This is a genomic window from Aeromonas sp. QDB68, assembly GCF_027707405.1.
Taxonomy (GTDB): domain Bacteria; phylum Pseudomonadota; class Gammaproteobacteria; order Enterobacterales; family Aeromonadaceae; genus Aeromonas; species Aeromonas caviae.
This window is the reverse complement of record NZ_JAPCIQ010000167.1, coordinates 1-4,215: the sequence shown is the minus strand read 5'-3', so window position 1 is coordinate 4,215 and position 4,215 is coordinate 1. Positions and strand designations below refer to the sequence as shown.

Genomic DNA, 4,215 nt, shown 5'->3' with positions numbered 1-4,215 from the left:
GGTATCCATGATGGAGGCCCTCAGGGTGATGACCTACTTCAAGGTTAGCCTTTCAACATGTAATTGGGACAGCGCCATAAAAAAGCCCCCATCTCTCGATGGGGGCTTTCTTTTTATTTGGCAGTTACCTGTCAGGCTCAGACCGGGAAAGGGGCTGGCGCCTCGAAGGTCATCCGCTCGCCGCTGCGGGGGTGGCTGATGGTCAGGCTGGCCGCATGCAGATAAAGGTGCGGTGCTGCCGCCAGCGCATCCGGATTGGCGTAGAGGTTATCGCCGAGGATGGGGTGACCCAGCTCCAGCATATGAACCCGCAGCTGATGGGAGCGACCGGTAATCGGGGTCAGCTTGATCAGGCTGTTGCCATTCTCCACCTTCAGCTTCTGCCACAGGGTCAGGGCATGACGCCCCTCCTCGTGGTCAACTTTCTGTTTCGGCCGGTTGGGCCAGTCGACGCAGAGTGGCAGATCCACTTCACCCGCATCCAGCTCCGGTTCACCCCACACCCAGGCGAGGTAGTGCTTCTCGGTCTCCCGCTCGCGGAATTGCCGGCTCAGCTCCCGGTGGGAGTTGGGGTTGAGCGGGATCACCAGCACGCCGGTGGTCGCCATATCAAGGCGATGGGCGGCTGCCGCTTTGGGGTGTTGCTGCTTGACCCGATGGAGCACGCTGTCTTCATTCTCGGGGCCGCGCCCGGGGACGCTCAGCAGGCCAGTGGGCTTGTTGACCACCATGATGTCCTTGTCCTTGAACAGGATATCGAGCCAGGGTTCCAGGGGCGGTGAGTATACAAACATAGCGTCTCGCATCTTTGGTCAAAGCGGGGGCAAGCCCCCATCAGTTATGGGTTACCACGATAAAAAGTGCATGGCAGCCAACTTGCGTTGGGTTTGGCCATTTCACGTTTTATCAGTTATGGGTCACCACAATAAAGCGGATGGCATCCAGCTTGAGCTGGGTCTGGTCGATCAGGTGGTGCAATTCTGCCTGCAGATTGCGCAGATATTCCAGCTCGCTGTCGCGCACGTTCGGGTTGACCGCCTTGAGCGCCTCCAGACGATCGAGATCCTGCTGCAGGGTCTGCGCCATCTGGGCGCGGGCCTTGTCGACAATCCCGGCCTTCAGCTCTTCGGCAATCGCCTGACCCTGGCCAATCAGACCGTGGATCACCGGCTGGGACGCAGTCACCAGCTTGCTGCCAAGGTGGCGGTTGACCGGCGTCAGCTGGCGGTTGAAGGCATCGAACGCCACCTTCTCGCCGAGGTTGTTGCCGTTCTTGTCCATCAGCAGGCGGATCGGTGTCGGCGGCATGAAGCGGTAGAGCTGGGGATGAGCCGCAGACTCGGCGACGAAGATCAGCTCCAGCAGGATGGAACCGACCGGCAGCGCCTTGTTCTTGAGCAGGGCGACCGAGGTGGCACCGATCTCGGAGCCGAGGATCAGGTCGATACCGCCGCGCATCATGGGGTGATCCCAGGAGAGGAACGACATATCGTCCCGCGACAGGGCGGTGGTGCGGTCGAAGGTGATGGTCATGCCGTCTTGCGGCAGGCCCGGGAAGCTGGGTACCAGCATGTGATCGCCCGGCATCAGCACCAGCGCGTTCTCGCCGCGATCATCCTGATTGACGCCGATCTCGTCGAACATCTTGAGGGCGAAGGAGATCATGCCGGTGTCGTTATCTTCGGCAGCCAGCTTCTCGACCAGTTGTTTGGCAGCTTCGCCACCGCTGGAGTGGATCTCCAGCAGACGATCGCGGCCCTGTTCCAGCTTGGCCTTGAGCGGCTCGTGCAGTTCGCGGGTCTTGACCAGCAGGGCGTCGAGGGTGCCCTGCTCGCCGGTGTTGGCGGCCAGCAGCTCGAACAGCTCGTCACGCACCGCTTCAAATACCGGACGGGCGGTAGGACAGGTCTGCTCGAACGCATCGAGGCCATCGTGATACCAGAGCTGCAGGGCGCGCTGGGAGGTGCCCTCCAGATAGGGGACGTGAATCTCGACGGTGTTCTGCTGGCCGATGCGATCGAGACGACCGATCCGCTGCTCCAGCAGATCCGGGTTGAGTGGCAGATCGAACAGCACCAGATGGCTGGCAAACTGGAAGTTGCGACCTTCGGAGCCGATCTCGGAGCAGAGCAGCACCTGAGCGCCCCCCTCAGCTTGAGCGAAATAGGCGGAGGCCTTGTCCCGCTCGAGGATCGACATCCCTTCGTGGAACACGGCGCCACGGATCCCTTCACGGGTGCGCAGCGCCTCCTCCAGCGCGATGGCGGTGGCTGCTTCGGAGCAGATCACCAGCACCTTCTGCTGACGGGCTGAGAGGAGCAGTTCCAGCAACCATTCGACGCGCGGGTCGAACTGGGTCCAGGTAGCGTTGTCGCCTTCGAACTGCTGGAAGATCTTCTCGGGATAGAGGTAGCGCAGGGCACGGGTCTGCAGATCGCCGCCATTGCCACCCATCATACCCATCACCTTGATGGCGGTCTTGTACTGCTCCGGCAGCGGCATGGGGTAGACGTTGAGGTGGCGCTCCGGGAAGCCTTGAATATTGGCGCGGCTGTTGCGGAACAGGACGCGGCCGGTGCCGTGTTGATCCAGCAGCTTGGCGACCGCCTGTTGACGGGCGGCGGCATCGCCGAGATCCAGACCGGTCAGTTGATCGGCCAGGATGGCTTTGGCGTTTTCGCTCAGGGTCTCGCCATCCAGCAGCTCTTGCGCGGCGCTGGCAACCTGACCGTAGGCCTGCTCCTCGGCGAGGAAGGCGTCGTAGTCGTAGAAACGCTCGGGGTCGAGCAGGCGCAGACGGGCAAAGTGGCTCTGGTGGCCCAGCTGATCCGGGGTGGCGGTCAGCAGCAGCACGCCCGGCACCTGTTCGGCCAGTGCTTCCACCATTTCATAGGCACGGCTCGGCGCCTCTTCACTCCACTCCAGATGGTGAGCTTCGTCGACAACCAGCAGATCCCACTCGGCTTCCAGCACCTGCTCGAAGCGACGACGCTTCTTGCGCAGGAAATCGAGGCTGCAGATCACCAGCTGTTCGGTCTCGAAGGGGTTCTCTGCATCGGCGAACGCCTCAATGCAGCGCTCCTCGTCAAACAGGGAGAAGTGCAGGTTGAAGCGGCGCAACATCTCGACCAGCCACTGGTGCTGGAGCGTTTCGGGCAGCAGGATCAGCACCCGATGGGCGCGGCCGGAGAGCAGCTGCTGATGAATGATCATGCCCGCTTCGATGGTTTTGCCCAGACCCACCTCGTCCGCCAGCAATACACGCGGGGCGTAGCGGTGACCCACTTCATGGGCGATATAGAGCTGGTGCGGGATCAGGCTGACCCGGCCACCGGCCAGACCGCGAGTCGGGTTGCGACGACGCTGGTGCTGGTTGATCAACGCCTCGTAGCGCAGGGTAAAGCGGGACATCCGGTCAATCTGGCCGGCGAACAGGCGATCCTGCGGCTTGTTGAACTTGATGAAGTTGTTGAGAAACACTTCCTTGAGGGCAACGGGCTCATCATTGTCGGTGCGCACACCCACATATATAAGCAGGCCGTCTTTCTCCTGCACTTCTTCGACCGTCATGGTCCAGTCTTCGTGACTGGCTATCTGATCGCCCACATTGAAGCTGACCCGGGTCACCGGCGCCTCTTCTTTGGCATACATGCGGTTTTCACCGGTAGCCGGAAACAACAGGGTAACCATGCGTCCTTCAACAGCAACGACAGTCCCCAAACCCAGATCCGTCTCTGTATCACTAATCCAACGCTGGCCAAGTGCAAAAGGCATTAAACTCTCCAAAGCCCAAGAGTGTGAGAATCGCAAAGGGGCGCTATGTTACCCGAAGGCGGAAAGCCGATCATCATGGTTGTGCAGCAGGGGAAAGCCAAATCGACACAAGCTTGATCTGCCAACCTGCAAGCCTCAATACAGCATCCGGAATATCAATCTGCAGATCCTTTTCGTGCATTAATACATCACCACGGTTGCTTTGTGAGCGGTTGAACGATGGAAGCCATCTTTTTGCAATTATCCCCTTGCCAGAACGAATTCGCTCCCTATAATGCGCCCCCATCGACAGGGCAAGCGGCAACGCAAACAACCGGGTCGGTAACCTCGAAAAGCCTCTTAAAATAAGGCTTGACTCGAGAAAGCGGTTGAGTAGAATGCCACTCCCGCAGCAGCCAAAAGCTGCGTCGCTCTTTAACAATTTGAATCAAGCAATCTGTG

The 4,215-nt window shown here is 60.1% G+C and carries 3 protein-coding genes; all 3 read right to left on the bottom strand.

The features are described 5' to 3' along the window. Positions 1–137 precede the first annotated feature (137 nt). Positions 138–794 carry a bifunctional tRNA pseudouridine(32) synthase/23S rRNA pseudouridine(746) synthase RluA gene (gene rluA / locus PG892_RS21755; RefSeq protein WP_019446233.1) on the bottom strand — a complete coding sequence of 219 codons (657 nt, stop codon included), beginning with the start codon at positions 792–794 and terminating at the stop codon, positions 138–140. A gap of 112 nt (positions 795–906) precedes the next feature. After that, on the bottom strand, positions 907–3,774 hold the full coding sequence (gene rapA / locus PG892_RS21750) for an RNA polymerase-associated protein RapA (protein ID WP_270825855.1): 2,868 nt from the start codon (positions 3,772–3,774) through the stop codon (positions 907–909). A 73-nt stretch (positions 3,775–3,847) separates the two neighbouring features. After that, positions 3,848–4,195 carry a hypothetical protein gene (locus PG892_RS21745; RefSeq protein ID WP_270825853.1) on the bottom strand — a complete coding sequence of 116 codons (348 nt, stop codon included), beginning with the start codon at positions 4,193–4,195 and terminating at the stop codon, positions 3,848–3,850. Between the last annotated feature and the right edge of the window lie 20 nt (positions 4,196–4,215).